Here is a 25,730-nt window from a genome sequence, read left to right as displayed (position 1 = left end):
ATTTATGTATTGTTAGTATGAATGTACGGTTCGGCATCCGAACAGAGACAGAATTTTCACGGAGCAGATATAAAAGTCGAGCTTCTGCTCTCACACCGGCTCATCTCAAACAGTAAAAAAAATCGGCTAACTGTAACAAAATACCGAAAGATGAGACAGAGAAAACTTCTCGCCAATGACGTTTTACAGGGAAGACACGCCAGGGCAAAGGAGTTTTACACTGGCTGACATAATTGCCATTGAATGGATGGGGAGGTCTTTCACTCAGCGGGGAGGAGCCCTGGTTAACCGGCGTCCAATGTGTTGCGTGGTTTTCGCGAGCAGAGGACGTTAAGAGCTTCAATCGTGGCGTGACATGTCAGGAAGGAACGTCGCCACGGCGAAACGCCATGGCGAAGAAAATCAGGCACGTTGTTCTTCACGTCTCTCTTCAGCCATGCAGGCCGCCGCGGTGAACAGAATGTCCGCTGAAGAGTTCAGCGCCGTTTCGGCTGAATCCTGCAACACACCGATGATAAAGCCCACGGCCACCACCTGCATTGCCACTTCATTGGGGATGCCGAACATATTGCAGGCCACCGGGATCAGCAGCAACGAACCGCCCGCCACCCCGGAAGCGCCGCAGGCACAGATCGAGGCCACCAGACTCAGCAGGATCGCGGTGCTGGTATCCACATGAATCCCCAGTGTATTTACCGCCGCCAGCGTCAGTACGGTAATGGTGATTGACGCCCCCGCCATACTGATATTCGCACCAACCGGGATTGATACAGAATAGGTATCCTCATCCAGATTCAGTTTTTTCGCCAGCGCCATATTTACTGGAATATTAGCGGCGGAACTCCGGGTGAAGAAGGCGGTGACCCCGCTTTCTCGCAGGCACGTAAACACCAGCGGGTAAGGGTTACGGCGGATTTTCCAGTATACCAGAATCGGGTTGATAACCAGTGCCATCATCAGCATACAGCCCAGTAACAGGCCGAGTAGGTGCGCATAATCCCACAGTGCGGAGAAACCCGTAGTGGCCAGAATCGACGCCACCAGACCAAAAATCCCCAGCGGTGCACAACGGATAACAAGGCGTACCAGCCAGGTGACGGCATTAGACGCATCGTTCAGAAAGGTGCGGGTAGAGGCGCTGCTATGGCGGAAAGCAAAGCCCAGGCCAATTGCCCATACCAGAATACCGATATAATTGGCATGTATCAGCGCATCAAGCGGGTTGGCGACCATGCTCATCAGCAGACCATTGAGCACTTGCAGAATGCCGGAGGGCGGCACGACTTCCTGATGCACGGTAGTCAATGTCAGGGTCTGTGGGAACAGATGACTGAACACCACTGCCAGCACGGCAGCAAAGAAGGTACTCAGTAGATACAGAATAACGATCGGGCGGATATTCGTCTTTTGCCCATGCTGATGGTTAGCGATAGAAGAGATAACCAGCACCATGACCAGCAGCGGCGCCACGGCCTTCAGCGCACTGACGAACAGCGAACCCAGCAGACTGACAGATTGCGCACTCTCTTTCGAGAACCACGCGAGGGCGATACCGGCGATCAGGCCGATCATAATTTGGGTCACCAGGCTTCCCTGCAACAGACGTTGTAGCAGCCCTGGACGACTCTTTTCCATACTCATAGTAAAACCAGTTGTTTAAAGTGATTGTGATGCCCGTCAGCGTTATTCGCGGTGTACTTAGCGGCGCATTCAGGTGTTTGCTGGAGGAAGTATAAGGAAAAGATCTGACAGGGGAAGCGAAAAGTACCCCAAGGGCAGAGTATTGCGACCAGTGTGCTGGGGGATGTTATGGTAGGGTAAATAAATTACTTATTATTTTGCGAAAATTGTTACGACGGTTAATGCTGGCGTTAATTAACGACACCATGGGACACCCGACGGCGGTGGTCAAATGCACTGTCCTGGGGTGAAGGCGTTTGGTTTTTTGCCGTTGAGATAACGTTGATAACGGGAAGCGTACGAACTGTAATTGAACCGTGCCTTGTGCCCACTTTCGGCTGCGATTGTTATAGAATATCGACGTTAGGCTGGCTGGCGGTTTTAAATGCTGCAAACCGTACCGCCTGATTGTCGTCAGTACCGGCTCATTGTCTCCGCCTTGCGGATATTCGATGCCAGTGGCTTTTCACTGATGACGTGTTTTTGTCCCGCAGCTGAATCAGTCAGGCTACAGGAGTAAATGAAAATATGGCCTCGGGTCGCAGACATGCACTGAACTGGACCAATATTTTGGTCGCTATTCCCGTCGGCCTGGTTGCTTCCCTGGTCACGTTGGGCTTTCGGGCGGGGATTGCGTTGCTTAATTCGTTGATCTTCGGTACGCAGCAGGATGTCACCCAGGCGATGGGGGTTTATCCGTGGTTTGTCTGGCCGCTGATTGTCGGCGGCGGTGGAGTGATCGCCGGTTTCTTCCTGCGTTACGCGACGGCTATTGAGCAGAAAGAGACCGTCCGTACCGATTATCTGGAAGTGATCAACGCTAGGCTGGATGCCATACCGACCAGGACCTCGCTGTTTCGTGCACTTTCTTCCATTGCCAGTATCAGTAGCGGTGCCTCGATTGGTAAAGAGGGGCCGATGGTACAGCTTTCCGCGCTCAGTGGCAGTCTGATCGGGCGGCTGTGCTGTAAAAATCTTTCGCTGAAGAACAGTGATGTGGTGGCGATGGCCGCCGCTGCCGGGCTTTCCTCGGTTTACCATGCGCCGCTGGCCTCGGCCATATTTGTCGCGGAAATCGCGTTCGGCATTTCCGCGTTACAGCGGTTGATCCCGCTGATTATCTCATCCGCGGTGGCGGTGCTGACGATGTGGACGCTGGGTTATCGCTCGGCAATCTATCCGTTCTCCCATGTGATGTTCGACCTGACAGCCGTTAACCTGCTGCTGACCATGGTCACTGGCCTGTTGGCGGGGCTGGTCGGGTGGGCGATGATCTGGCTGATTGCTCAGAGCCGGCAGCGCTTTAGCCGGATAAAAAGCTTGCCGCTGCGGCTTGGGCTGGGGGGACTGATTGTCGGTATGATGGCCATCGCCAGCCGCAATATTTTGGGTAACGGCTATGAGGTGATCGTCGCAATCATGGCGGGAGGCTGGGTGCTGAAAGGGCTGATTATCCTGTTGCTGCTGAAGATAATCGCCACCGCGGTTTCTGTGGGATCAAATGCTGTCGGTGGTCTGTTCACCCCTTCGTTGTTGATTGGTGCGGTATTGGGCGTGTTGGTGGCTACCATCGCCAGCATGGCGGGCTGGCCGGTCGAGAGTACGGTGATTTTTGCCGCCGTGGGGATGGGGGCGGTGCTGGCCTCCGTCAGCCAGGCGCCGCTGATGGCGATATTGATGGTGCTGGAGATGACGCTGAACAGCAGTCTGCTGTTTCCGACGATGATTGCCTGCGTGTTGGCCTCAATGACCGCCTACCGTTTGCAGGCCAACAGTACCTATCCGGTGATGAAAAACCACTTCAGCCGATCAGATGCTAAGTTTGATTTTGACAACGGCATTATCACGCAGTTTATCGTTTCCGGAGCTGCATTGACGCCAGGGGATTCGGTCGGTAAAGCGCTGGCGGTCAGTTCGCTGAAACGTGAACGCTTTGTGTATGTGGTCAGTGAGACGGGGCAGTTTATGGGCGCCGTTTCCATCCACGACATTGCCCGCAAGGTGTTGGACAAATCGATCACGCCAGACTCGCCGGTTAGCTGTGTGATGGATGGTAACTTCCCGTACATTTTTGAAAACCAGACTATCACTGAAGGATGGGAAGTCTTTGCCCGCGTCACACTGGAGCGCCTGCCGGTGTTGAATAACGCACAGGAGCGGAAATATCTCGGTGCGCTGACTAAAACCAGCCTGATCCAGAAAGCGAAAGATTTTCTTTGACGAAAGCGAGTCTCCCATTTGCAGTTTTTGTGGCACCCGAGAAGTCATATCGCCGATATAATGCCAGTGGCGGGAAGACAGCCAGTGAAGCCATCCCAGCCGCTTACGCAGATAAGGGGCTGGGTGGCGCTCGGGCCGTTAACGAGTGCTGTCTGAAAGAGAATAAAGGAACAGCAGAAAATTAATTGTGGGGGCAGCACGGGATTCCCGTGGTTAATGTTATTAAAGCTGAACATGAAATTTTTTATAGATCCACCGTTCTTCCTGTTTTTCTGTCCAGACAGCGCTCGCTTACTGCTTCCCAGTAAGCATTGATATTGTGACTGTCTAAGCACAGTCTGTGTTGATCCGGCGGTGGGGCAAGGGGCGTTTCGAGGCTATTGTTTGTTTGGGGCGTGTCAGACTCAGACAATGGTGGTGTGCGTTTCTTTGCGGCTGTTTTCTTCTTCCGGGTGTGAGTGGTACTTTTATTTTGCGATGATGTGGCTTTATTTGGGGATTGTATCGCCTGATCCTCGCCAGAAGAGTCTTCTTGCTGAACAGACTTACTTCTGTGACAGTGATAATCACCTGTACGGTGATTGGTATGGCAACCTTCAGCATTTGTTCGACCAGAATGGGCCATAGATGATGAGGTAATGAAAACGCAAAACAGCAACGCCAATTTAATACTGATGAGATATTTCATTAGATATACCTGTCTGGATTCGGAAAGCAGAGATTAAATCCTTTCAACCTGGAACATTTTTTCACGCTCAACCTGAGATGTTGCTATGCAGAGATGATGCTTGGCGCAGGTAATAAGCGGTATTTGATATTAACGTGTGTGTTCGTGATCTCATTTTGATATGAATAGTTCATGGTGACTCCTTGTATTCATGAATCATGGGGTTGCGTCAGAGAACAGATTATAGGGTGCGAGCGTAATATAAAATAAAAAGCCACATGGCTTTTGTGCTTTTTGTTATCTTGTTGATTTAAGTCAAGTGGTTATCAGTAAGTTAGGGTGATATTCGGGGCCTGGTGATAGCATCTTCAGATTGATATTCAACAGGATTAAGGCGTTGTTTCATGGTGTTGATTATTGCTGGGATCATTGTTCTTTTTATTATCGGTGTATTCTTTATACCCCGTCGCTGTGATGTTTGTGGTATTGGTTTTAAACGAAAATATTACACATGGGAAATTGAAGGGAAGAAACAGCATTTATGCCCGAATTGTAATAGTAGAATGAGTCGACGGGTTAGTTCGAAAAAGTTTACCGATAGATTTGGTTAATGTTCCCAAAAGATACCATGACGGATAAAATTCTCGTTATTGTTGAACTGCAATCTGAATAACAGTATTGATAGCATTATTCTCGCTTGATCGCTGGCTTAAAAAAGAGGCACAGGAAATGACTATGCCTCTTTTCGGGTCAATAGCCGGTCAGGGCTGAGTTAACTGGCTACAGGCCGCCTGAATTTTCTGGCAGGCGGCTTCCAGCAGGGTATCTTCAACAGCATAGGCAAGACGCAAATAACCCGGTGCGCCAAAGGCCGAGCCCTGTAATACCGCGACGCCGGCTTCACTGAGCAACCAACTGGCGACGGCCTGATCATCAGTCAGCCGCTCACCTGTCGGCGTTTTCCGGCCAATCAGCCCCTGACAATTGGCAAAGACATAAAAGGCGCCTTGCGGCGTGTTGGCGCTCAGTCCGCTGGTCTCAGTGACCATTGTCAGTACGCGTTGGCGGCGACGGTCCAGTTTTGCGAGCCAGTCGGTTAGGAAATCCGCGGGCTGGCTGAGAGCAACAACGGCGGCTGCCTGCGCGATGCTGCTGGGATTTGAGGTACTTTGTGATTGCAAAACTTGCATCGCCGCAATCAACCAGGCGGGACCCGCGGCATAGCCTAACCGCCAGCCGGTCATCGCGTGGCTTTTTGACACACCATTAATGGTCAGTGTGCGTTCCGCCAGTTGCGGGGCGGCTTCGGCGAAGGTCGCGAACGGGGTCTGGTCATAGCGCAGCGGCTCATAAATATCGTCCGCCATGATCAGGATCTGAGGATGATCGGACAGTACGTCTGCCAGCGCCTGCAGTTCCTGAGCGCTATAAATAGCGCCAGTGGGATTGCCCGGCGAATTGAGGATCAACCAGCGAGTGTGGGGGGTGATCGCGGCAGCCAGACGTTCTGGTTGTAACTTCCAGCCGTGTTGTTCTTCACAGGCCACGATAACCGGCTCGCCTTCCGCCAGTGTCACCATATCGGGATACGAAACCCAGTACGGCGCAGGAATGATCACTTCCTGTCCGGCATCGACAGTCGCCAGTAAAGCATTGAAAATAAGTTGTTTAGCGCCACTGCCGGCAATGATCTCTTCCGGCGTGAACAGCAGATGGTTATCACGGGAAAACTTAGCGGCAATGGCCGCTTTCAACGCTGCCGTACCGGAAACCGCAGTGTATTTGGTCTGATGTTGCACAATTGCCGCTATGCCAGCGTAACTGATAGTGTCGGGCGTGGCGAAATCCAGCTCACCTTCGCCTAAATTGATAATGGTCCTTCCCGCGGCTTCAAGTGCCCGCACCCGGTCAGAAATGACGGCGGTCGGCGAAGGCCGGACCCGCTGCATACGTCGGGCCATTTGGCTGATATTCATAAAACCTCTTTTGTATCTAATGATTCAAATAATACAATCATCGGCACATAATTAGCTGGAAATTTGCCATGTTACCGATCTTCATTGTTGATGATTCACCCGTTCCGGCCCGCTATGGCGTCACGGCCAGTCTGTGGGCCAGTCAGCTCGGTCTGCCGCTCTGGAGCCTGCGACCCGATTTTGACCGTAATTTCCACGACAGCCACCAGCATGTGATCCGAGCGGGGTACTGCGTGACCAGTGGCCTTTACCGCAGCGATACGTTGCGCGAGGAAGTTACCGATCCCGCGCAGCTTCCCACCCGTGATGCGGTGGTGGTTCTGCCGGCCTCGCAGGTACAGCGTATTGCCAGGCTGCCTGGGCAACGGTTACAGAGCCGGACTGACTCACACTGTCTGGAACTACGCGACGGCGAGCGACCACTGCTGCAACTTTATGCCGACAGCTATGGCCGCTGGACGACGTCCCCTCCACCGCCCGCTGATGCCACGTTGCGCATTGGTCTGACAGGGCGTGAAATCGACCACCGTCAGGTTTATCCCGCAACGCTGGCGGCGATGGGTGACGCGGCCACCGCGCTAAACCTCGCAATTGAGATCCGTTTTTTGCCCCCTGCCAGCCTGTCTTCCGACCTGCATGAACTGAACTCTCTGCATGGCGTGGTTCTGCCTGGCGGATCGTCAATGGCGGCGGTGGCCGCACAGATCCGGGTCGCTGCTGCGACGCTCCTGAGCTCACTCCCTACGCTGGGGTTATGCCTGGGGATGCAAAGCATGGCCACGGCGGCGGTGCGTCAGACCCCGGGTTTTGCTCAGGCGATACTGGCGGAGGTTGCCCCTGATGCCGCGTTACACAGCTTTATTGCCTTTGGGGACGGCCGTCATCGCTGTGGCATCCTGCCTTTTACCTCCCGCGTGCTGTCTGGCGGTATCAACGAGATGCACTACAACCATCGTTACCGTTTTAATCCGCGCCTGCTGCCGCAACTCGCCGCCAGCGGCGTGCAGATCAGCGCCCAAACCGACGATATTGTCGAGGGCATTTTTCTGCCGGAGCCGCCGTTCTGGCATGGTGTTCAGGGGCACCCCGAGTTGATGTCTCGTCCCGGGGCGCCGCATCCGTTGTTTACCGCCTTTTTACAGGCGGCAGCCGTTAATCAACCAGCGTAACGCCGCTGCTGGCCTGGCGGGCCAGCTGTTTCATTACGCGGGTCAGTGCGTCCTGCGCCTCAGCGGAAATGGGTTGCAACGGCGCACGCACGGTGCCGCCATTAAAACCGCGTAAGGCCATCGCCGCTTTTACCAATTGGGGCTGGCCATGCTGACGGGCCAGCACGCGATAGTCGTACCACAACTGGTGTAAATCGCGCGCAGTAGCTGCATCGCCTTGCTCCAGCGCCCGGTACGTGGCGAGGACCAACTCTGGCAGCGCGCCGCTGTTGGTGGTGCTGATACCATCGAAACCAGCCATCATCGGGCCTAAAAACGCCAGATCCGAGGCGCAGAACAGACGCAGCTTACCCCGCAGGCGGTTGGCAATCTGATCGATAGCCGTTGGATTGAGATCACCCTGTTTGATACCGACCACGCCGGGGATGTCCGCCAGTTTCTCCAGCAGCGACGGCGACAGCGTGATGCCAATGCCCGGTGCGTTGTACACCAGAATGCCGGTTTTCGATAACGGCGCTATGGCTTCAAAATACGTCAGGATCTGCCCTTCAGTGATTTCGCTGACGTAAGGCGCGGTCACCATCGGTACGGCGCCCAGGTCGCCAGCCAGCGCCGTTAGCTCGCGCGCATCACGGGGATCGGAACTGGCGCTGCACAGCATCACCGGGATCCGGTCCTGCACACAATTCATCACTTCATTGAACAGCGTACGACGTTCGGCCAGTGACATCACCGGGAACTCACCATATGTGCCGCCAATCAGGATGCCGTCATAGCCCAGACCAATGACGCGCTCAATGTTTTCGCGTAGCGCAGTGAAGTCGATCTCACCCTGCGCATCAAAAGGCGTTACGGTGATATTGAAAATGCCCCGCAGGCGCTCACGGCATTCGTTCATGTCTTTCATGAGGGTTCCTTACAATAAAGTTAAAGGGCGATCGAGGCTGCCGAGCTGGCGGTAGCCGGTTTCAGTCACCACGATGGTTTCACTGACGCCGACGGTGAATTCACCGTAAATACGCAGCGCGGGTGGGATGTGAAAGGTCATACCGGGTTGCAGTTCGGTGGTCACGCCGCTGTACAGGCTGAGAATACCGCCTTCGCCCCAGTCCGGCGCAAATGACACCCCAATGGAGTAACCGGTGCGTTTTTTAAAGTTGTCGGTGAACCCGGCGCGGTCGATCACCTGTTGACAGGCCAGGTGCGGCGCTTCACAGGTGGCACCGGGGCGGATGGCATCAAGGGCGGCCTGCAAGGCTTCCTGGCACACTTTTTCCATTTCCAGCGCGATGGCAGGGGGGCGCCCCAGCCAGGCGGAACGCATTAACGCCGCATGATAACGATCATGAGCGGCGGCCATTTCCAGGAACACCGGGTCGTTATCTTTGATAACCCGGCGACGCCAGGTGCCGTGTGGTACGCCACAGCGTGGGCCGCTGGAGACCAGAGGTTCCATACCCACGTACTCTGAACCGGCGGCAATGGCCGCTCCCATCATCGCGGAAACCAGCGCGTTTTCATCCGCTCCGCTGCGGATAGCGGCCATACCCGCCCGCATTCCGGCATCGACATAGCGGGCAGCTGTGGCGATTTTTTCGACTTCCGCCGCGGACTTCACCGCCCGCAGCGGCTCAATCACCCCGGCGGTATCGGCGATGTTGCCCAGTTTACTTTGCAGGGCCTCATAGACCGCGATGGGCAGGAACCAGCCGCGCTTATCCAGACCGATACGTTTATTCAGCCAGTGACGCTGTTGCAGCATGCCGACCAGAAAGTCCACCGGATTGTCGCCGTCCTGATAGATGGCCGCGTCGGAGATAAAGGTGTTGGCGATAAAATTAAAGTATTCCAGTTGACGGATAACAAACACCGGCTCCCCTTCTACCGGTAGCAGCAGCGCCTGGAAGGTGTAATAGCCCGGCGTCTGCTGGCCGGTCAGCCAGAAGATGTTTTCCGGCCCGGTAACAATCATGACATCCACTCCCGCCGCGCTTAAACGCTCACGGGTACGCTGGATACGTTGCGCATACTCCTCCGCGCTAAAAGCGGATTCGCTGCCCTGAATGACATTATTCAGTTCTTGCATCACTAAACTCCTGAAGGAAAGTGGCGTGGGCGGCATCGAACTGCACGCCCAGGCCGGGGGAATCAATCACGCTAATTCGGCCGTGGTGATAGGTCAGTCCACTGACCGGATCGTCAATTAAGCCATCAGCACCGTACAACTCGGCAAACGCGGGTTGCAGCACGCGACAAAGTTGCAGTGCCGCCGCAGTGGCCGCATGGCCTTCATTCATCTGGCCGATCATCAGGGGAACGCCCGCAGCCTGCAGACGGCGAGCTGCCGCCAGCGTCGGTGCAATACCGCCCATTTTCACCAGCTTAAGATGACCCCATAAGGCGCCTCCGGCGGTAGCCAGTCGTTCAATGGCGGCGGCGTTGTTGAGGCTTTCATCCAGCATCACCGGAATGCCATAGTCCGTCAGTTCCGCCAGATGGGCATCCTCAGCAGGCGCCAGCGGTTGCTCGATATAGCTCAGCGCCAGACTGCGAAGCTGTGGAAACGCCTGATGCGCGTCGGCGAGCGACCACTGCCCGTTGACATCAATCGCCAGTGAAATGGCATCGCCGAACACGTCACGCAGCGCCCTGAGACGGGCGAGATCAGTGGCGAAATCCGCGATGCCGGTACGCAGTTTCAACTGAGTGAAGCCACGTTCCACATAACGCCGTGCCTGGGCCAGCATTTGGCTTTCGCTGCCCCAGAACAGCGTTTGATTGGTCAGGTAACCCGGCGTGCTGTCCGCGCTTCCCAGCCAGGTGGCCAGGGATTTGTTCGCCTGACGCGCCAGCAGGTCATGCAGGGCCATATCCAGCAGCATGCGTGACGGTGCCAGTAACGGGCTTTTCGGCGCATGTACCGCTGCCAGCAACGACTGCGCGTCAGCACGCCAGTCCCACTGCGTCAACATTTGTTGCAGATTGCTGAGTACCTGTGCGGCGCTATAGCCGTGCAGATACTGGATATTCAGCCGCACCTCGCCAATGCCGCATTCACCCTGTTCTTCAAGTCGCAGCCACAGTGTATCCAGCGCATGAACCGCGCCGGATGCCGCGGTATGCAGCGTCACACCGGCATAGTGCAGGTCACCCCGCCAGAGTCGCGCTTTCACGATGACGGCTCCGCAGGCAGTAAGGCCAGAGCAATATCCAGATAGATATGCGCCGCCGCGATAAACTCTTCCACCGGCACAAATTCATCCGGTTTATGCGCCACTGCCAGCGTACCCGGACCAATCACCACGCCTTTGGCCCCCAGTGAGCGAAAATGCACCAGATCGCACCCTCCCTGAAAACCAAACGGTCCGGGCTCTGACTGGCCGTGACGACGGCAGGCGGTCAGGCTGTGCTGGACAATCGCTTCGTTCGCGTCGGTTTCAGTGGCGCCGCCGGTGGTGGGTTGCCAGGCGATAATTTCCGCCTCCACCCCGGTATCCTGTCTGGCATGGTCCAGCAACTGTTGCAGTTCTGCTTTTACTGCCGCCTCGTCTTCGCCAGGTACCATCCGGCGATCCAGCAGCAGTTCGCAGCTGTCGGGCACCACGTTATCAGCATGACCACCGTGAATGCGTGTGACGGTCAAACTGGCGTTACCCACCAGCGCATGACAGCGGCAGCGCACCTGTTGGTGATGCGCTTCTTCAATCAGCCCCAGCAGCCGGGCTGATTGATAGATGGCATTAATACCCAGTTCCGGCGTCCCGGAATGCGCGGTGACGCCTTTTACCCGTACGCGTGGGCGCAGACTGCCTTTGTGGGCCGAAAACGTTGCATTAGAGGTCGGTTCGCCGATTACCGCAAAATCGATCACCGGCGGCGCATCACTGGCATAGAATTTGGCGCCTTCACTGGCGACCTCTTCATCCGCGGTAAACACCCCCATTAAGGTACCGGACCAGTGGCCGCGATGTGCTGCCAGCAAGCGCAACGCTTCCACCATCGCCACCAGCGGACCTTTGGCGTCACAGGAGCCACGGCCATACAGGCGACCATCACGTTCGGTCAGGGTAAAGGGATCGCTGGACCACCCCGTCCCCGCAGGCACGGTATCCAGGTGGGTATTAAAGGCAAAGCACGGCCCCGGACCATTTTTCAGCACGGCAATCACGTTGGTGCGCCCAGGGGCGTATTCGCTGAAGGAAAGGTCATAACCCGCAGCCTGTAACCAGCCCGCCACGCATTCTGCGGCTTCACGTTCCTGGCCCGGTGGGTTTTCCGTGTTGATGGCAACCAGCGTGGCTAAATCCTGCTTCATGCGCACGCTGTTAACCTGGTAAGTGCTCATACAAACTCCGCTGTTAATGTAAAATCTGGTCGAGGAAGCGCTTCGCCCGCTCGCTGACCTGACCGGTGAAAAAGTCCTGCGCGTTGGCCTGTTCAAGGATTTCGCCATTTTCCATGAACAGGATGTGATTGGCGGCGCGACGGGCAAAGCCCATTTCATGGGTGACCACCATGCTGGTCATGCCTTCGGCGCTCAGTTCGGCCATGACTTCCAACACTTCACGGATCATCTCGGGATCGAGGGCGGAAGTGGGTTCGTCATACAGCATCAATTCCGGCTTCATCGCCAGCGCGCGGGCAATCGCCACCCGTTGTTGCTGACCGCCGGAAAGCTCATCCGGGAAATGGTCAGCCCGCTCATGAATGCGAACTTTGGCCAGCAACGCCTCAGCCTGTTTACGTGCTTCAATGCGGTTAACGCCCAGTACGGTCATCGGCGCCAGCATGATGTTCTCCGCCGCGGTGAGATGGGAAAACAACTCGTAGTTTTGAAACACCATGCCGATGCGTTGGCGCAGCTTATGGGGGGGGACTTCTCCCCGGCTGATGTTTTGGTTGGCAAAAAAGATATCGCCACCATCGGCTGGTGACAGCATGTTGACGCAGCGCAGCAGGGTGGATTTACCTGAACCCGACGGCCCGATCAGCACCATGGTTTCGCCGCGTCTGACGCTGAGCGAACAATTTTTCAGTACCGGCTGGCGACCAAACGCTTTATCGATACCAATCATTTCCAGTAACGGTTTTTGATCCTGACTCATGGCGTCTCCCTCGCAGGGTTGGGTAATTTCATCTGACGGGAGCGGTTTTTCTGGTTTTTTCGCCGACGTTGTTTCGGATCCAGCACGCTTTCCAGCCACGACTGGAAAATCATGAACAGGGTGGTCAGCAACAGATAATAGATACCTGCCGCGCACAAGGCTTCAAAGTAGCGGAAGCTGGCGCTGGCGGTCTGATTGGCGACCAGCAGCAATTCCTGTACCGCAATCACTGAGACCAGCGCGCTGGATTTCAACATGCTGATCATCTGGTTGCCCATCGGCGGCAGCACGATACGGGCGGCTTGCGGCAGAACGATTTTGCGCATGATTTGTGCACTGGTCATGCCCAGCGCCATACCCGCGGTACGCTGACCGCTTTTCACTGCCTGCAAACCTGAACGTAAAATCTCTGCCATGTAGGCGCCTTCATTGAGTGAGAGCGCCAGTACTGCACAGGTAAACGCAGAGAAGCGTATGCCGAAGCCAGGCAGCACGTTGTAGACAAAGATGATTTGGAACAGCACTGGCGTGCCGCGAAACAGCCACAGATAGAAAAACGCCAGCCCTTTTCCAATGCGAAACGGCGCTTCCTGCAGCAGGGCCAGTACCAGACCCATCACCACGCCACACAACAGTGAGCAGAGGGTGATTAACAGCGTCATCCCGGCACCTTTGAAGAACTCAGGTGAAAGGAAGTACTGCCACATTAAATCGATCGACATAGCATTCTCCGGTTAACGGCTGAGGCAGATTAAAAAATGGCGACGGAATCAGGGAATTTCCATTTTTCAATCAGTTGCTTATAGGTGCCATTCTTCACCAGGACTTGCAGGCCTTTTTCTAACTCCGCTTTGGTGGCGGTATCTCCTTTGCGTACGGCGAAAGCAATGTGAGTATCAGACTCAAACTCCGGTCCCACCGCGTCGAACAGGCCGGGTTTTTCTGTAAACAACGCAACGGTTCCTGGGGTGGAAAGGTATTCAGCGTCGGCACGTCCCTGAGCCACGGCTACCGCGGAATCGGTCGCGGCCGGGAAGGTCATCACGTTGATCGTGGCTTTACCGGTGTCCACGCAATGTTTGTTGTCAGCCCGCGCCTGGCTTTCTTCAATGCCGCCCAGCGTAACGGCGATATTCTTGCCGCACAGCGACAGGTCACGTCCGGTGATGCCGCTGGGATTACCTTTAGCCACAATCACCCGGCTGCCGATTTTCAGGTAAGGGACAAAGTCCACCTGCGCCGCGCGTGTGGGGTTCACGTACATCGCCGAGTTAATGATGTCGAGGCGTTTGCCCTGTAATGCGGGGATAAGTCCCTTGAACTCCATCGACATCGGCGCGGGGGCCAGATTGATCTCTTTGCTCAGCGCGGTGATTAAATCGATATCAAAACCGGTCAGTTTGCCGTCTTTCATAAATTCAAACGGCATAAAAGTTGCGGCGGTGCCATAGGTCAGCTTACCTGGCGTGACGCTTTCCGTGGCTGCCTGACTGACTGCCGGCAGCAGTGCCAGCGTCAGCATCAATCCGCTCAGACGGCGTAACAGTAAAGAGGTGCTGGACATACTCGTCTCCTGGTTAAGGTTACAATTGATTTTTTTGAATCAAAAAATACAATCGTGCTGGCAAAAAAATGCCTCATTTTGATGCAAAGTGCACGATCAATGTGCAAGGTTTGCCTTATTTTGCTGCACTGTTTCTGTCATTTTATTGTATATTAAGACCACAATAATACACTTTAGGAAACCGTTCCCTAATGCAGCCTGACTCAACAGCGAGCAGTCTCCGGATAGCCCGGCAAATCCTTGACCTGATCCATGAAGCAAGATTCGATCCAGGTCACCATTTACGTGAACAACATCTGGCCGACGCGCTGGGCGTCTCACGCACGCCAGTCCGTGCCGGACTGAAAGAATTAACCCGTTTAGGCGTGGTGGAAGCCCGTCCGAATCAGGGATTTTTCTTGTTGAAAAGTGCCGATGCGTTACAGCAACTGGCGATTGAACAGCCTCAGAGCACCGATCAGGCACTGTATGAAGTAATGGTACGGGATCGTATCGCCGGCGAACTGCCTGAGTCGTTTACCCAGACCGGCATGGCCCAGCGTTATGACGTCGATCGCGGCGTACTGACCCGCACGCTGGTGAAGTTGTCGGAAGACGGGCTGATTGCGCGCAATGCCGGTCATGGCTGGCGCTTTCTGCAGACGCTGAATTCAGATGTCGCGCTACGCAACAGTTACGGCTTTCGCCTGATGATTGAGCCTGCGGCATTGCTGACGCCGCATTTACGTTGTGATCGTCAGATGCTGAAACGTCTGCGAGCGCAGCATTTGCGGCTGATAGCTCACCCGGATATTACTCTGGTACCGGCACGGGAAATCTTTGAGACCGATGCGTCTTTTCACGAATTACTGGCAGAAGCCAGTGGTAACCTGTTTGTCCTGCAAGCCATTCAGCAACAGAATCGCCTGCGCCGCCTGCTGGAGTTTGGCAGCTACCACAATAAACGCCGGGTGAAAGCCTGGTGTGAGGAGCATGTCGCGATTATCGATGCGCTACGGGAAAACAAAGCCCAGCACGCGGCGGAATTGATGAAAAATCATCTCCAGTCAGCCTTTGACCAGGTAAATATTCGAGCCGCACGAACATAACCGGCATCAATTTTGCACATCATGATCCTGAAAATACAATCGGGAGGAATTATGGATTTGCAAATACAGCAGCGTGTGGCGCTGGTATGTGGGGCGGGAAGTGGTTTAGGACAGGCGATTGCCCAGGCGCTGGCCCAGGAAGGGGTCAGGGTGGCGGTGTGTGGTCGCAACGAGGACAAACTGGCGCAGACGGTAGCCACTATTGTCGGGCAAGGGGGAGAGGCGCGCGCATGGCGACTGGATTTGGCGGCGCCGCAGCATTTTGATGGCGTTCTGGATGAGATCCGTCAACACTGGGGCGATGTTGATATTTTGGTTAACAATTCGGGCGGCCCACCGCCCGCGCAGGCACAGGGCACCGATGCCGCTTTGTGGCAGCAGCAATTCAGTCTGATGGTGGCCTCGTTGATCCAACTCACTGATAAGGTGCTGCCCGCTATGCGTCAGCGAGGCTGGGGACGTATCATTACCACTACGTCATCCGGGGTTATTACGCCTATTCCTAATCTGGCCTTATCCAATGCGTTACGGATGAGCCTGCTGGGCTGGTCAAAAACGCTGGCCAGTGAAGTTGCCGCTGATGGCGTCACAGTGAATGTCATGGTGCCGGGCCGTATCGCCACTGATCGCGTAGGGCAACTGGACGCGATTAAAGCCAGCCGTGAAAACACCACTGCCGACGTGATCGCTGAAAAGAGCCGCAAAAGTATTCCGCTTGGCCGCTATGGCGCTCCCGAAGAATTTGGCGCCACGGCGGCATTTCTGGCGGGTCAACCGGCCAGCTATATTACGGGCTCGGTTATTCGGGTTGATGGCGGATTAATTGCCGCGATATAAATGACCCCATTCCGGGAGCGGGGCCGTCCCGCTTTCGGTTATATCGCGAAGTTGATATTCTCGGCTTCCTGCTTCCAGGAAGAGGCTTTGCTATGAAGTTATCAGTGCAGAATATCCACGATCTCAATGTCATATCCCGCTGGCTGGCCGAAGATGATTTTTCCAGCCATCCGGCGCGACAGGTCGATATGATGATCCTTGCCGGTCATGCGGTCCTGCCGAATATTACGGGCGCCTTCAGGATGCTGACGAGTAATGACATGCCGGTTCTACTCAGCGGTGGTGTGGGGCATTCGACGTTGTTGTTAAAGCAGGCGCTGATGTCGAGTGGTTATGCCCGCGTGCATACGACGGCGGAAAGTGAGGCGGAGTGGCTGGCTGCCGTTGCGGTGCAGGCGTTTGGTCTGCGCCAGGAACGCTTGCTGATTGAAAATCAGTCGCGTAACTGCGGAGAAAATGCCGACTTCAGTTTGTCGTTCCTGTTGTCCAGCGGTAGCGCGCCTGCGCGTATTTTATTGGTGCAGGATCCGTTAATGCAGCGCAGAACTACCGCGACTTTTCGCACAGTATGGGCCAGGCGCAACGTCAGTGCTGAGTTTATCAGTTGGCCGGTCTTTGTGCCTTACCTCACTCAACACCATGATAAGTGCGTCATTTCAGGCGCGGATACCCAGGAAGGCTTGTGGCAACTGGAGCGTTATGTGTCGATGATCCTCGGCGAAGTGAAACGCCTGCGTGATGACGAAAACGGCTATGGCCCGGCAGGAATGCACTTTATTGCGCATATCGACCTTCCCGCTGAGGTTGAGGAAGCCAGCCAGCGACTGGTTGCCAGCCCTGAACTGGTCGGGCTGGTGAGGTAGTACGGTATATATAAAGCACAGTTTCATTGTTTCTGCGACCTGGCATCAAGGCTCATCACGACCCTCCCGCCAGGTCAGCCATAGCCGGGTATCAAACTCTACCTGATGGTACTGTGGCTCCATATGGCAACAGAGCTGATAAAACGCCTTGTTATGATCTTTCTCTTTGATGTGGGCCAGTTCGTGTACCACGATCATCCGTAAAAACGCCTCGGGAGCTTGCTTAAAAATCGTTGCCACACGGATCTCCGCCCTGGCCTTCAGCTTGCTGCCCTGCACACGAGAAATGGAGGTATGCAGCCCAAGAGCATGCTTCATCACTTTAATTTTATTGTCGTACAAGACCTTATTCAACGGCGGCGCGTTGCGCAGCGACTGGTTTTTGATTTCCAGCGCGTAGTCATACAGCGCTTTATCGTTGGTGATGTTATGGCTGTCGGGATAGCGCTTTTGCAGGACCTCGCCCAGACGCTGTTGCGCGATCAGGGTTCGCACCTGCGCCAGCAGTGATTCGGGATAGCCTTGCAGATAAATAAGCGACGACATGCTGACTCCAGGCAAGAAAAACGTTTACTGTCGGCCCGTTTTAGGGGATAAATCGCGGGAATTTATACCACGAAGGTGATCCGATGAGCCAACTCGAACTGAGCCACCGCACGCTGACGCTACAGCGTTTTCCCCAAACGCGCGAAGAGAGCCCGCTGCAAGCGTGGGATGCCGCCGATGAATATCTGTTGCGCCAGGTTGCAGATACCCCGGTGGATGGCCCGACGTTTATTTTTAATGACACCTTTGGTGCGCTGGCCTGTGCGTTGGTCGGCGCAGAGATCTATAGCATCAGCGATTCATGGATGGGGCAACTGGCCACCGGTCATAACCTGAAAATCAATGGCATCGATAAGGACGCGGTGCACTTCCTTGACAGCCTCTCGCCGTTGCCGATTACGCCGGCGCGCGTACTGATTAAAATCCCGAAAACGCTGGCGCTGCTGGAGCATCAATTGCGCTCGCTACGCCGCGTCATCACCGCAGAGACGCAAGTGATTGCCGCAGGCAAAGTGAAAGATATCCACACCTCGACATTGCAATTATTTGCGCGGGTGCTGGGAGCGACCACCACTTCGCTGGCGGTAAAAAAAGCCCGCCTGATTTTCTGTACTCCCAGCCTGCCAACGCTGGCGGAGGCACCTGAGACCGGATCGTGGTTGCTGGAAGGAACCGATTATCGTATTCATAACCACGCCAACGTATTTTCCCGCAGTGGGTTGGATGTGGGGGCGCGCTTTTTTATGGCGCATCTGCCGGACAATATTGACGGTAAGGTGGTCGATCTGGGCTGCGGCAACGGGGTGATTGGCCTGACGGCATTGGTGCAGAATCCGGCGGCGGAAGTGCATTTTGTCGATGAATCCTGGATGGCGGTTGCCTCCAGCCGGATGAATGTGGCCGTGAACCGCCCGGATGACCTCGCCCGATGCCACTTTGAGGTGAACCATGCGCTGGCTGGTTTCCCCCCGGATAGCCTGCATGCGGTGCTGTGTAATCCACCTTTTCATCAGCAAAATACCCTGACGGATCATATTGCCTGGCAGATGTTCCTCGATGCCCATCGTTGTTTACAACACGGTGGCGAGTTGCGAATCGTCGGTAATCGTCATCTCGACTACTATCGCAAAATGAAGAAACTGTTCGGCAACTGCGCCACCGTGGCGGCGAACTCAAAGTTCGTTATTTTACGTTCGGTTAAACTGCGTTAGTGCCTGTTTACCGCCGCTTTATCCACGAAAATCGCTGCAGGTAGCCGTGATTAAAATGGCTATTGCGGCGATAACTTGCCTGCTCTTCCGCCATACAGTAAGTGCATACCGCACTCAGTTCAATTTGCGCTTCCGGTACGCCTTCTCTGCCAGCCATACGTTTGGCCAGCAACGGTAAATCAAACCATACCCCTTGTGTGGTGCTGGTTGCCTGGGGACGAACGGCATGCGGGTTGTCGTGCTGTTGCTTTGACAGGGCCATGAGTGGCGCCAGGTTGTTAGGGTTCTCTTGCCTGATACTGGCGATCTTTTCCTCACTCAATTCATAGCAGCAAGGCCCAATTGACGGACCAATCGCGATGTTCAGACTTTCAGGCGTAGCGCCAAGCGCGTACAGACGGTGGAGGGTGTTAATCAGCACACCGCCCAGCGCGCCATGCAACCCGGCATGCACCGCGGCGACCAGATGATGGCGGCTGTCGGCAATCAGGACAGGCAGACAGTCCGCGGTATACACCGCAACCGGACGCGTACCGGTGCCAATCAGGCCGTCGGCCTCACGGCTTTTTACCGGCAATGCTTCGCTGTCCAGCACCGCGTTTGGGGTATGGCGCTGTTGGTTATAAATGCTCTCTGCTGGCGGGGCCTCTCCGGCTGGCAGAAAGGCATGATCGAGCCAGTCGAGTGAAGACAGCAGGGGAGAACGGTAAAAGCAGGGCATGGGGGTGTCCTTTTGGCAATCGTCAGACTCACTATAGTTTCATATTTCGTTTGAGATGCTACATTTTTAAGGTGTTAATTAGCATACATTTCCACTCTGTTTCTGAAGGGAGTCCAATCTTAAAGATGAAAAGAATGACGTTGTTAGGTACCTCTGTGCTGGTGGCGCTGGCGCTGTCCGGCTGTGCTGCGCAGAAACCAGACGCTGCCAGCCAACTGAATCAGCAGTCGGTAATGGCGCTGAACTGGTTCCAGCAGTCTGGCGAGTATCGGGCGCTGGCTTATCAGGCCTTTAATTTCGCCAGGTTGTCTTTCGATAACGCACCGTCGCTGGTGGGTAAACCGAAGGCGGTGATTGTCGATCTGGATGAAACGATGATCGATAACAGTGCTTACAGCGCGTGGCAGGTTAAGGCCGGTCAACCGTTTGCCGATAAGAGCTGGTCAACCTGGAATCAGGCCCGTCAGGCTACTGCTGTACCGGGCGCAGTGGATTTCGCCAATTATGTTAACAGCCACGGCGGCACCATGTTCTACGTTTCCAATCGTGACCGTAAAGATGCCGCCGCCACCGCGGATAACCTGAAGCGTCTGGGCTTTAGCGGCGTGAATGAGAAAACGTTGCGTCTGCGAACCGACAGCTCCAACAAGCAGGCACGCTTTGACGCCATCAGGGCGGAAGGTTACAACGTGGTGCTGTATATCGGTGATAACCTGAACGATTACGGTGCCGCTACTTATCATCAGGACAACGCCCAGCGTCGTGCGTTTGTGGACCAGAACCACTCGCGGTTCGGCACCCAGTTTATTATTCTGCCAAATCCGCTGTACGGTGACTGGGAGAGCGGACTGGCTGCTGGCTATAACCAGATGACGCCAGAACAAAAATTGCAAATCCGTGAGGCTAACCTGAAGGCCTGGAACGGAAAATAAAGCCTGAACAACGGGACAGGGTCGTCCGCAGCTTACATCGTCAACGCTAACTGTGTGCCCTGCGCTATCGCCCGGCGGGCATCCAGTTCCAGCGCCACATCGGCGCCGCCGATCAGATGCACTGTTTGACCCCGTGCCGCTAACAAACCCGCCAGGGGACGGTTTGGTTCCTGTCCCGCGCAAATCACCACGTTATCCACGGCCAGCAATAATGGCTCGCCCTCGTGCAGAATATGTAATCCCTGATCGTCAATTTTCAGATATTCCACACTGCCCCACATCGTGACGCGACGTCGCTGCAAACTGGCCCGATGGATCCAACCGGTGGTTTTGCCCAGACTGGCACCCGGTTTCCCCGCTTTGCGTTGTAACAGCCAAATCTGCCGCACCGGTGGCGGATAAACGGCCGCTGTCAGCCCGCCAGGTTGTTCCAGCGTTGGGTCGATACCCCATTCGGCACAGAAGGTCGCGATATCCAGGCTGGCGGACTGGCCGTGTTGGCTCAAATACGTGGCGGTATCAAATCCGATGCCGCCAGCGCCAATAATCGCCACCCGCTGACCCACCGGCTGTTTATCCCGTAACACGGCCAGATAGCTGAGCACGCTCGGATGGTCGATTCCGGGGATCTCCGGCACACGGGGAGAAACCCCCGTTGCCAGCACCACTTCATCAAACTCAAGCAGGTCAGCGACGGTGGCCTGTTGATTGAGATGCAGGGTCACACCATTAATGTCCAACTGGCGTCGGAAGTAGCGCAGCGTTTCATTGAATTCTTCTTTACCGGGGATCTGTCGCGCGATGTTGAATTGGCCGCCAATCTCTGTCGCCTGCTCAAACAGCGTCACCTGATGACCGCGCCCGGCAGCCTGTACCGCAAATGCCAACCCGGCCGGACCCGATCCCACAACCGCCAGTTGTTTCGGCTGTCGGGCAAGGGTCAGCGGCAGTTCGGTTTCATGGCAGGCTCGTGGGTTTACCAGGCAGGATGTCAACTTCCCGGCGAAAATCTGATCCAGACAGGCCTGATTGCAGCCGATACAGGTGTTGATCTCGTCACTGCGACCAGACTGCGCTTTCTGCACGAATTGCGCATCGGCGAGGAAGGGGCGGGCCATGGAAACCATATCGGCACAGCCTTCATCCAGCAAGGCCTGCGCCACCTTCGGGTGGTTAATACGGTTAGCGCTAATCAGCGGAACATTCAGATGGTGTCGGAGTTGTTGGGTCACCCAGCCGAATGCCCCGCGTGGCACCGAAGCGGCGATAGTCGGGATCCTTGCCTCATGCCAGCCAATGCCGGTGTTAATCAGTGTGACACCGGCCTGTTCAATGGCTTTAGCCAGCCGTATTGTTTGTGATAGCGTGTTGCCCTGTTCCACCAAATCAAGCATCGACAGCCGATAGATAAGGATGAATTCACGCCCGACAGCTTCACGTACGGCACGAATAATTTCCACGGCGAAGCGCATCCGGCGTGTTTCATCGCCCCCCCAGTCGTCAGTACGCTGGTTGGTTCTCGCCGCCAGAAACTGGTTAATCAGATACCCTTCCGAGCCCATAATTTCGACGCCGTCATACCCTGCCTTTTTTGCCAGACTGGCGCAGTGGGCGAAGTCACCGATCAGGGCCAGAATATCTTTGTGGCGCAGTACATTGGGTTTGAAAGGATTGATCGGCGCCGGTAGCGGGGAAGGCGCAACCAGCGAGGGCTGATAACTATAACGTCCCGCATGCAGGATTTGCAGGGCGATTTTGCCGCCAGCCTGATGAACGGCGTCGGTTACCTGGCGGTGTGGTGTCAGCTGGCTGGAATGGTTCAACACCGATGCACCCGCCATGACCACGCCTTCTGGTGACGGCGAGATCCCTCCCGTGATAATCAGCGCCACCCCTGCGGCGGCTCGCTCGGCATAAAATGCCGCCAGACGGTACGGCCCGTCGGGATGTTCTTCCAGCCCGGTGTGCATTGAGCCCATCACCACACGATTTTTCAGTTGGGTAAAGCCCAGATCCAGAGGAGAAAAAAGAGAATCACACATAAATTGCCCGAAAATAAGTGGTCGGATGAGTTTACTGTAGTGACGAAATGCGTTTTCGGAAAGTGACCTGTCCGGTTGTGTGATGGGGGGCGCTTGTTGAGCGTTAATCTCGCCAACGTGGCCTCATTATCCGGGGAGGGGGTGAGATGATATTCGGGAAAACAGAGTATTGCTGCGGCGGGTTTTGTAACTTTATTAATTTTGAAATATTTGGAAATGGTTACTAAGGTATTTATTCAATATTAAAAACTGTTGAAGTTTATAAACCAACATGACTCATTTAATTAAAATCATTCCTGTTTTTTCCCTCTCGGCATTGATGGTTTGCTCCTCTACCTGGGCTGAAGAGACTTCGCAAAAAACCGATGTCCTGCTGATTGGCGGCGGCATCATGAGCGCCTCGCTCGGTACCTGGCTACAGGAACTGCAACCGGACTGGAAACAACTGATGGTTGAGAAACTGGACGGCGTGGCGCTGGAATCCTCAAACGGCTGGAATAACGCCGGTACCGGTCACTCCGCGAACATGGAACTGAATTACACGCCGGAGCGTGAGGACGGTTCTATTGATGTACGCAAAGCGCTGGAAATCAATGAATCGTTTATGATTTCACGCCAGTTCTGGGCAGCGCAAGTCAGACGGGGCGTGTTGCAGAATCCCCACTCTTTTATTAATTCCACGCCGCACATGAGTTTCGTCTGGGGCGATAAAAATGTCGACTACCTGGGCAAACGATACAAGGCGCTGCAGCAGACGACCCTGTTCCAGGGAATGCAGTTTTCCACCGACCATAACCAGATAGCGCAATGGGCTCCGCTCATTATGGCAGGGCGAGACCCTCAGCAGAAAGTAGCCGCGACCTGGACACCGGTTGGAACGGATGTTAACTATGGTGAAATCACCCGCCAATTGATTGGCAGCCTGAAGAAAAACGATAATTTCAGGCTGGAGACCTCTTGCGAAGTGACCAATTTCAAACGCAATCCTGATAATTCCTGGCACGTGACTATTAGCGATGTGCGGGATGGTAAAGAGCATGCGGTAGACGCGAAATACGTGTTTATTGGTGCCGGTGGCGGTGCGTTGAAACTGTTGCAGAAAACCGCTATTCCGGAAGCGGATAACTATGCGGGTTTCCCGGTTGGCGGCTCGTTCCTGATGACCGAGAATCCAGAAATTACCCGACTGCATTTAGAGAAAGTGTATGGCCAGGCTTCGGTTGGCGCGCCGCCAATGTCGGTACCCCATCTTGATGCCCGCTTCCTGGATGGTAAGCGGGTGGTATTGTTTGGGCCGTTCGCGACATTCTCAACTAAGTTCCTGAAGAATGGTTCATTTATGGACCTGCTGAAGACCACCACCCCCCGTAATTTCATGCCGATGATTCATGTGGGATTGGACAATTTTGACCTGGTTAAATATTTGATAGGTCAGGTGATGTTGAATGACGATGACCGCTTTGCGGCGCTGAAAGAGTACTACCCGGCAGCTCGTAAGGAAGACTGGAGGCTGATTCAGGCTGGTCAGCGTGTGCAGATAATCAAGAAGGACGCACAGAAGGGCGGGGTGCTGAAGCTGGGTACCGAGGTGGTTATCGATCAGCAAAGAACCGTGGCGGCATTGCTGGGGGCTTCACCGGGGGCGTCAACTGCCGCACCGATTACCCTGAATGTGGTCAAAAAACTGTTTCCGGAGCAATTTAACTCACCGCAATGGCAGAGCAAGATTCGGGAAATCGTCCCAAGCTTTGGCCAGCAGCTAAACGGTAATGTGGTGTTGACCCAACAGGTATGGGATAACACCGCTGGGGTGCTGCAACTGACCAGACCACCGATTATTCGGATGAATAATAGTGCGCAGGCTGATATTCAGCCTCAGCAGCAGAAAGTGTCAGAACCTGCCCAGCACGATATGGCGCTCTGAATATGGGGGAGCCCAGCGGCTGCATGGTCGCTGGAGAGAGCGTTGCGATACTGGATGTTGCGATAATGAAAGAAAAAGGCCGGAATGCCCGGCCTTTATGACGATGGGAACCCGCGAGCGGTTAGTCTGTAACCTTGTTTTTGAGACTCTCGGTACCTTGTTTGGTTTTATCCCAGACTTTTTCAGTCCCTTCTTTGGTTTTGTGCCAGGCTTTTTGGGTTCCTTCTGACACTTTGCTACTTGCAGAGTCACTTTTACCTTCTGCGGCATGCTTAGCTTTCAACTTCAATTCAGAACCCTTATCCTCGGTCTGATGCAGCTTTTCTTTCGCGGTATCCGCACCTTCATGCGCCTTCAGGATGGTGGTATCTGTTGCATGGCTGGTGGTGTCAGCGAAAACCGGAGAAGCCAGCAAAAGAGCCGACAAAGCGATAATTGTGTTTTTCATAAATCCCTCATTTATTGAACATATTCCTTTTCAGTATACGACAAATCACGTCGGGTTGCCTGATGCTGCATGAAGAGGAATAAGGCCCCGCGGGATGAGACTAAATACGGGTTTTCTGAGTCGTTGATGCTGGTTTTGTCATGTGAGTCACCTCTGACTTGAACGTTTACTCACGTAGTTGCGTGTCCACTATTGCTGGGTAAGATCAGTTGATCTTGATGAGCAGGACAACTTAAATGCTGCAATGGAGCATGCCGGATATACTGCACGTGGTGAAAATGGAATTCCGAATAGCAGATATTTCACCAAAGGCGGGGATCAACGTCGTGACTAAGTTGATGAAATTCGGCGGGCGATCACAGACGGGATTTCTTACTGGCAAAGCCGGCTTTTTCCCGTGGGTCACTTCTGGCCAGGCGGTGACTCACTTAAGCGTGTTTTCACTGTCGCAGGGGGATCACAATCTTTCATTTTTCTCACATTAACATGCGGTCTTTTATTTTTTGATAAAAATTCAGGGCAACATTTTTTACACATTTAGTGTCTTTTGAGTGCCTTTGCTTCCCAGGCCGGTTCATCATTCCCCTCCAGTGCCTTATTCCATGCGCCCTGTCAGGGTATTTACAAAAACCATTAAAAATCATATCGCTGATGCCATTTTGTTAAAACTCTCATTGTAATGTTTTGTTTCAAATTCACATTTCAAATTACGCATATAACATTTGTACACTCCGCGG

22 protein-coding genes and 1 pseudogene are annotated in these 25,730 nt (G+C 54.5%); 9 read left to right on the top strand and 14 right to left on the bottom strand.

What is annotated here, in order from left to right:
• Positions 1-402: 402 nt before the first annotated feature.
• On the bottom strand, positions 403-1,635 hold the full coding sequence (sstT, locus tag EH228_RS09065; RefSeq protein ID WP_152321450.1) for a serine/threonine transporter SstT: 1,233 nt from the start codon (positions 1,633-1,635) through the stop codon (positions 403-405).
• Positions 1,636-2,208: 573 nt separating this feature from the next.
• Here sstT and EH228_RS09060 point away from each other — a divergent pair.
• Positions 2,209-3,900: a chloride channel protein gene (locus EH228_RS09060; protein ID WP_152321359.1), complete on the top strand. Its 1,692-nt coding sequence runs from the start codon at positions 2,209-2,211 to the stop codon at positions 3,898-3,900.
• 244 nt (positions 3,901-4,144) lie between these two features.
• On the opposite strand, the gene EH228_RS20480 is transcribed toward EH228_RS09060, so the two are convergent.
• Positions 4,145-4,588: a DUF1283 domain-containing protein gene (locus EH228_RS20480; RefSeq protein WP_193323307.1), complete on the bottom strand. Its 444-nt coding sequence runs from the start codon at positions 4,586-4,588 to the stop codon at positions 4,145-4,147.
• 740 nt (positions 4,589-5,328) lie between these two features.
• Entirely contained in the window at positions 5,329-6,543 is a 1,215-nt protein-coding gene (locus EH228_RS09045; protein WP_152321357.1) for a pyridoxal phosphate-dependent aminotransferase, read from the bottom strand.
• A gap of 68 nt (positions 6,544-6,611) precedes the next feature.
• Between EH228_RS09045 and EH228_RS09040 the strand changes: the two genes are divergently transcribed.
• A complete protein-coding gene (locus EH228_RS09040; protein WP_152321356.1) occupies positions 6,612-7,712 on the top strand; it encodes a glutamine amidotransferase-related protein in 1,101 nt (366 codons plus the stop codon).
• Here the strand turns inward: EH228_RS09040 and EH228_RS09035 are convergent.
• Genes EH228_RS09035 through EH228_RS09005 form a run of 7 tightly spaced genes read right to left on the bottom strand, consistent with a single transcriptional unit; the run spans position 7,696 to position 14,381 of the window.
• Positions 7,696-8,619, bottom strand: a complete 924-nt coding sequence (locus tag EH228_RS09035) for a dihydrodipicolinate synthase family protein (RefSeq protein ID WP_152321355.1) — start codon at positions 8,617-8,619, stop codon at positions 7,696-7,698. The genes EH228_RS09040 and EH228_RS09035 overlap by 17 nt on opposite strands.
• Positions 8,620-8,628: 9 nt before the next feature.
• Entirely contained in the window at positions 8,629-9,798 is a 1,170-nt protein-coding gene (locus EH228_RS09030) for a M24 family metallopeptidase (protein WP_152321354.1), read from the bottom strand.
• Positions 9,782-10,885 (bottom strand): mandelate racemase/muconate lactonizing enzyme family protein, encoded by a 1,104-nt coding sequence (locus tag EH228_RS09025; protein WP_152321353.1) that lies wholly within the window; start codon positions 10,883-10,885, stop codon positions 9,782-9,784. Before EH228_RS09025 ends, EH228_RS09030 begins: the two co-directional genes overlap by 17 nt.
• Positions 10,882-12,057, bottom strand: a complete 1,176-nt coding sequence (locus EH228_RS09020) for a M20 family metallopeptidase (RefSeq protein ID WP_152321352.1) — start codon at positions 12,055-12,057, stop codon at positions 10,882-10,884. The genes EH228_RS09025 and EH228_RS09020 overlap by 4 nt, the downstream gene beginning before the upstream one ends.
• A gap of 13 nt (positions 12,058-12,070) precedes the next feature.
• On the bottom strand, positions 12,071-12,817 hold the full coding sequence (locus EH228_RS09015; protein WP_152321351.1) for an amino acid ABC transporter ATP-binding protein: 747 nt from the start codon (positions 12,815-12,817) through the stop codon (positions 12,071-12,073).
• Positions 12,814-13,539 carry an amino acid ABC transporter permease gene (locus EH228_RS09010; protein ID WP_152321350.1) on the bottom strand — a complete coding sequence of 242 codons (726 nt, stop codon included), beginning with the start codon at positions 13,537-13,539 and terminating at the stop codon, positions 12,814-12,816. The genes EH228_RS09015 and EH228_RS09010 overlap by 4 nt, the downstream gene beginning before the upstream one ends.
• Before the next feature lie 29 nt (positions 13,540-13,568).
• Positions 13,569-14,381, bottom strand: a complete 813-nt coding sequence (locus tag EH228_RS09005) for an ABC transporter substrate-binding protein (protein WP_152321349.1) — start codon at positions 14,379-14,381, stop codon at positions 13,569-13,571.
• Positions 14,382-14,572: 191 nt separating this feature from the next.
• On the opposite strand from EH228_RS09005, the gene EH228_RS09000 reads away from it, so the two are divergent.
• From EH228_RS09000 to EH228_RS08990, 3 genes are all read left to right on the top strand, one after another.
• Complete coding sequence (locus tag EH228_RS09000; protein WP_152321348.1) at positions 14,573-15,469, top strand: GntR family transcriptional regulator; 897 nt, start codon at positions 14,573-14,575, stop codon at positions 15,467-15,469.
• Between the two features lie 51 nt (positions 15,470-15,520).
• On the top strand, positions 15,521-16,306 hold the full coding sequence (locus tag EH228_RS08995; RefSeq protein WP_152321347.1) for an SDR family oxidoreductase: 786 nt from the start codon (positions 15,521-15,523) through the stop codon (positions 16,304-16,306).
• Positions 16,307-16,398: 92 nt separating this feature from the next.
• Complete coding sequence (locus EH228_RS08990; RefSeq protein ID WP_152321346.1) at positions 16,399-17,169, top strand: ElyC/SanA/YdcF family protein; 771 nt, start codon at positions 16,399-16,401, stop codon at positions 17,167-17,169.
• Between the two features lie 45 nt (positions 17,170-17,214).
• Here EH228_RS08990 and EH228_RS08985 read toward each other — a convergent pair whose 3' ends face one another.
• Positions 17,215-17,715, bottom strand: coding sequence for a M48 metallopeptidase family protein (locus EH228_RS08985; protein ID WP_152321345.1), 501 nt, complete (start codon positions 17,713-17,715; stop codon positions 17,215-17,217).
• 83 nt (positions 17,716-17,798) lie between these two features.
• Between EH228_RS08985 and rlmG the strand changes: the two genes are divergently transcribed.
• A complete protein-coding gene (gene rlmG, locus EH228_RS08980; protein WP_152321344.1) occupies positions 17,799-18,926 on the top strand; it encodes a 23S rRNA (guanine(1835)-N(2))-methyltransferase RlmG in 1,128 nt (375 codons plus the stop codon).
• Positions 18,927-18,933: 7 nt separating this feature from the next.
• Here rlmG and EH228_RS08975 read toward each other — a convergent pair whose 3' ends face one another.
• Entirely contained in the window at positions 18,934-19,647 is a 714-nt protein-coding gene (locus tag EH228_RS08975) for a purine nucleoside phosphorylase YfiH/LACC1 family protein (RefSeq protein WP_152321343.1), read from the bottom strand.
• A gap of 125 nt (positions 19,648-19,772) precedes the next feature.
• Here EH228_RS08975 and EH228_RS08970 point away from each other — a divergent pair, with 125 nt between their 5' ends.
• Positions 19,773-20,579 carry a 5'-nucleotidase, lipoprotein e(P4) family gene (locus EH228_RS08970; protein WP_152321342.1) on the top strand — a complete coding sequence of 269 codons (807 nt, stop codon included), beginning with the start codon at positions 19,773-19,775 and terminating at the stop codon, positions 20,577-20,579.
• A gap of 32 nt (positions 20,580-20,611) precedes the next feature.
• On the opposite strand, the gene EH228_RS08965 is transcribed toward EH228_RS08970, so the two are convergent.
• On the bottom strand, positions 20,612-22,621 hold the full coding sequence (locus tag EH228_RS08965) for an NADPH-dependent 2,4-dienoyl-CoA reductase (RefSeq protein ID WP_152321341.1): 2,010 nt from the start codon (positions 22,619-22,621) through the stop codon (positions 20,612-20,614).
• 271 nt (positions 22,622-22,892) lie between these two features.
• Here EH228_RS08965 and mqo point away from each other — a divergent pair, with 271 nt between their 5' ends.
• A complete protein-coding gene (gene mqo / locus EH228_RS08960; protein ID WP_152321340.1) occupies positions 22,893-24,545 on the top strand; it encodes a malate dehydrogenase (quinone) in 1,653 nt (550 codons plus the stop codon).
• A gap of 121 nt (positions 24,546-24,666) precedes the next feature.
• Here the strand turns inward: mqo and EH228_RS08955 are convergent, their stop codons facing one another.
• Positions 24,667-24,993, bottom strand: coding sequence for a hypothetical protein (locus EH228_RS08955; RefSeq protein ID WP_152321339.1), 327 nt, complete (start codon positions 24,991-24,993; stop codon positions 24,667-24,669).
• 214 nt (positions 24,994-25,207) lie between these two features.
• Here EH228_RS08955 and EH228_RS08950 point away from each other — a divergent pair.
• Positions 25,208-25,318: pseudogene (locus EH228_RS08950) on the top strand (GrpB family protein); the annotation flags it as partial.
• Positions 25,319-25,730 lie beyond the last annotated feature (412 nt).

The sequence above is a fragment of the Erwinia endophytica genome, from assembly GCF_009295515.1.
In the GTDB taxonomy this organism is placed as follows: Bacteria; Pseudomonadota; Gammaproteobacteria; order Enterobacterales; family Enterobacteriaceae; genus Erwinia; species Erwinia endophytica.
Note: the sequence above shows the minus strand (reverse complement) of the source record. Positions and strands in the feature narration are given on the sequence as shown.

Bases quoted from the DNA above. Each gene is read 5' to 3' on its own strand.
- rlmG (WP_152321344.1), top strand. From the start codon at position 17,799: ATGAGCCAACTCGAACTGAGCCACCGCACGCTGACGCTACAGCGTTTT.
- EH228_RS09035 (WP_152321355.1), bottom strand. From the start codon at position 8,619: ATGAAAGACATGAACGAATGCCGTGAGCGCCTGCGGGGCATTTTCAAT.
- EH228_RS09015 (WP_152321351.1), bottom strand. From the start codon at position 12,817: ATGAGTCAGGATCAAAAACCGTTACTGGAAATGATTGGTATCGATAAA.
- EH228_RS08955 (WP_152321339.1), bottom strand. From the start codon at position 24,993: ATGAAAAACACAATTATCGCTTTGTCGGCTCTTTTGCTGGCTTCTCCG.
- EH228_RS09010 (WP_152321350.1), bottom strand. From the start codon at position 13,539: ATGTCGATCGATTTAATGTGGCAGTACTTCCTTTCACCTGAGTTCTTC.
- EH228_RS08985 (WP_152321345.1), bottom strand. From the start codon at position 17,715: ATGTCGTCGCTTATTTATCTGCAAGGCTATCCCGAATCACTGCTGGCG.
- EH228_RS09045 (WP_152321357.1), bottom strand. From the start codon at position 6,543: ATGAATATCAGCCAAATGGCCCGACGTATGCAGCGGGTCCGGCCTTCG.
- EH228_RS09040 (WP_152321356.1), top strand. From the start codon at position 6,612: ATGTTACCGATCTTCATTGTTGATGATTCACCCGTTCCGGCCCGCTAT.
- EH228_RS08975 (WP_152321343.1), bottom strand. From the start codon at position 19,647: ATGCCCTGCTTTTACCGTTCTCCCCTGCTGTCTTCACTCGACTGGCTC.
- EH228_RS09005 (WP_152321349.1), bottom strand. From the start codon at position 14,381: ATGTCCAGCACCTCTTTACTGTTACGCCGTCTGAGCGGATTGATGCTG.
- mqo (WP_152321340.1), top strand. From the start codon at position 22,893: ATGACTCATTTAATTAAAATCATTCCTGTTTTTTCCCTCTCGGCATTG.
- EH228_RS09030 (WP_152321354.1), bottom strand. From the start codon at position 9,798: ATGCAAGAACTGAATAATGTCATTCAGGGCAGCGAATCCGCTTTTAGC.
- EH228_RS08965 (WP_152321341.1), bottom strand. From the start codon at position 22,621: ATGTGTGATTCTCTTTTTTCTCCTCTGGATCTGGGCTTTACCCAACTG.
- EH228_RS20480 (WP_193323307.1), bottom strand. From the start codon at position 4,588: ATGAAATATCTCATCAGTATTAAATTGGCGTTGCTGTTTTGCGTTTTC.
- EH228_RS09020 (WP_152321352.1), bottom strand. From the start codon at position 12,057: ATGAGCACTTACCAGGTTAACAGCGTGCGCATGAAGCAGGATTTAGCC.
- sstT (WP_152321450.1), bottom strand. From the start codon at position 1,635: ATGGAAAAGAGTCGTCCAGGGCTGCTACAACGTCTGTTGCAGGGAAGC.
- EH228_RS08970 (WP_152321342.1), top strand. From the start codon at position 19,773: ATGAAAAGAATGACGTTGTTAGGTACCTCTGTGCTGGTGGCGCTGGCG.
- EH228_RS09000 (WP_152321348.1), top strand. From the start codon at position 14,573: ATGCAGCCTGACTCAACAGCGAGCAGTCTCCGGATAGCCCGGCAAATC.
- EH228_RS08990 (WP_152321346.1), top strand. From the start codon at position 16,399: ATGAAGTTATCAGTGCAGAATATCCACGATCTCAATGTCATATCCCGC.
- EH228_RS08995 (WP_152321347.1), top strand. From the start codon at position 15,521: ATGGATTTGCAAATACAGCAGCGTGTGGCGCTGGTATGTGGGGCGGGA.
- EH228_RS09060 (WP_152321359.1), top strand. From the start codon at position 2,209: ATGGCCTCGGGTCGCAGACATGCACTGAACTGGACCAATATTTTGGTC.